This window comes from Faecalicatena contorta (assembly GCF_001404335.1).
GTDB classification, from domain to species: domain Bacteria; phylum Bacillota; class Clostridia; order Lachnospirales; family Lachnospiraceae; genus Faecalicatena; species Faecalicatena contortus_B.
In genome coordinates this window covers 99,516-102,029 of sequence record NZ_CYZU01000015.1, presented here as the reverse complement: position 1 = coordinate 102,029, position 2,514 = coordinate 99,516, and the positions used below count along the sequence as shown (strand labels likewise).

Below are 2,514 nucleotides of genomic sequence, written 5' to 3'. Positions count from 1 at the left end.
CAGACACCAACACTTGCCATGATCGTGGATCGAAATCAGAAGATCAAGGAATTTACCAAAGAAAAATATTATATGGCTCATATCAAGTTTGATGATATGGATGCGGTTACAGAGCATTTTCAGAAAAAAGAGGATGCAGATAAAGTGGCTGCGGACTGCCTGGAGCGGATGTGCGAAGTGGAAAAGGATGATGTGAAAGAGAAGACGGTACGCCCTCCAAAACTCTATGATCTGACCACTCTTCAGAGGGAAGCAAACAGAATGTTTGGCTATACCGCACAGCAGACATTGGATGCCGTGCAGGAGATGTATGAGCAGAAGCTTGTCACTTATCCGAGAACAGACAGCCAGTATCTGACAGATGAGATGGAAGAAAGCACAGAAACTCTGATTCAGATGTTACTTGGGAAAATGCCTTATGTTGAAGGTCTGGAATATCAGCCAGACGTGAGTAAGGTATTAAATTCAAAGAAAGTATCTGATCACCATGCGATTATCCCGACTATGGAAGTAGCCAAAGCAGATATTGGTGAACTGAAAGAACGAAACCGTAAGATTTTGTATCTGATCAGTGCCAGGGTACTGACGGCAACCGCAGATCCTTATATTTATGAGAGCCATAAATGTCAGATTACCTGTAATTATCATACGTTTTATCTCACGGCAAAGAAAACAAAGCAGGAAGGATTCAAGGCGATCGAAAATAAATGGAAACAGTTCTTTGGCGTAAAGATTGAGAAAGAAGAGCCGGAGCTGGATATCTGGGCAGGCAAGCATTACGGCCCTTGTGATTCTTTTGTATCGGAGCATTTTACACAGCCACCGAAACAATACACAGAAGATACCCTGCTTTCTGCAATGGAACGTGCAGGGAATGAAGAACTGACCGGAGATACAGAAAAGAAAGGACTTGGCACACCGGCAACAAGGGCAGCAATCATTGAAAAACTGATTCAGTCTGGCTTTGTGAAAAGGGAAAAGAAAAATCTGGTGCCGACAGATGATGGCAATGTACTGATTACGGTTCTGCCGGATGAGATTAAATCTCCGAAGATGACAGCAGAGTGGGAAATGGCATTGAATCACATTGCCCAGAATACAGAGACCGCAGATGAATTTCTAAATGGGATTACAGAGCTGATGCAGGAACTGGTTGCCAGATATCAGGGTATTTCAGAAGAAAAGAAAGGGCAGTTTCAGGGAAAAGCAAAAGGAGAAGTCATTGGCAAATGTCCCCGCTGTGGAGCAGATGTCAGGGAAGGAAAAGTAAACTTTTACTGTTCTGACCGGAACTGTGCTTTTACCTTGTGGAAGAATGATAAATTCCTTGCAAGCCAGGGGAAAAAGATGGATAAGGCGGCAGCAAAGAAGTTCCTGGCTAAAGGAAAAATCCATTATAAGGATCTGGTATCCAAAAAAACAGGGCGACAGTATGAAGCAACTGTGGAAATGGTTGATCCCGGCGAGGGGAATGTGCAGTTCAATCTGATTTTCCCACAACGATAAGTAGTGTATTGCAGGCAGTCTAAGGACTGTCTGTTTTCATACAAATATTATGAAAGAGAGGACCTTAGCATGAAGAAAAAAGGTAATTTTAGGAAAGTAGTATCTGGATTGCTGGCAGGCATGACAATGCTTAGTACAGTGTTATCTCCGATGACTGCATATGCAGCGGAGATTCAGCCAGAGAAAAAACCTCCACTTTATGAGGATGTGAAAGATTTTCTGGATGAAGATGAAGTGGTGACTGCCAAAGATTATGAAATTGAAACAGGCAGTGTATTTGATGTGAAATCAGACTACACAGGACTGGAAATCAAGGATGATGACAAGGTTAAAGTCACATTTGAGGAAGCAAAGAACGACAAGGATGAGGATTTTACGACAGATCATGCGGACACTTACAAAGCGGTCTATTATGTGGAACCGGTAAATCAGGAGCATCCGAAGTATCAGATCAGCCGAAAGTTGATTGTGCGTGAGAAAGAAACAGAAACGCAGACAGAAACTGCAGGGAGTGAAGCAGTAACCGAATCCGAAACAGCTGGCAGTGAACAGCAGACAGAGGAAGCGGAGGAGTCAGAATCAGACTCGGAAATTACCGATATTGATGCTGATGAATTTGATGATTTAGTAGAGCAGGCACAGAATCAGGATACCTATGATGAAGAATCAGGGTTAGAGCTTCACGATGTTTTGGAACAGGCAGGAGACAAAGGTGTGGATCTTGATTCTATGGAAGAGGGAGAGATTGCAACATTTGAAGCAGTTTCGGCTTATTCAGCAAGAAGCACACAGCAGGTAACAATTGAAAAAGGACCACTGTATAGATATGCAGATTATAATCTTGGAACCTATCTGACAGAGCCGTACTATATCAGCTACGGAAGCGTCAGAGCAATTGCGTATTGTGTACAGCCAGCTAAGCCAGGGCCTGGATCTGGAAATTATACAATTACAAAGATTGGAGACAATCACGCGTTAGCAAAAGTGTGTTATTACGGTACAGATGCC

The 2,514-nt window shown here is 43.0% G+C and carries 2 protein-coding genes; both read left to right on the top strand.

Annotated elements, in window-relative coordinates; translation table 11 throughout:
• Positions 1-1,506 (top strand): DNA topoisomerase (locus ARB69_RS09795; RefSeq protein ID WP_055152827.1); only part of this gene is annotated, 1,506 nt, incomplete at its 5' end.
• A gap of 69 nt (positions 1,507-1,575) precedes the next feature.
• Positions 1,576-2,514, top strand: a 939-nt coding sequence (locus ARB69_RS09790) for a thioester domain-containing protein (RefSeq protein ID WP_330377606.1), incomplete at its 3' end; no start/stop codon positions are given.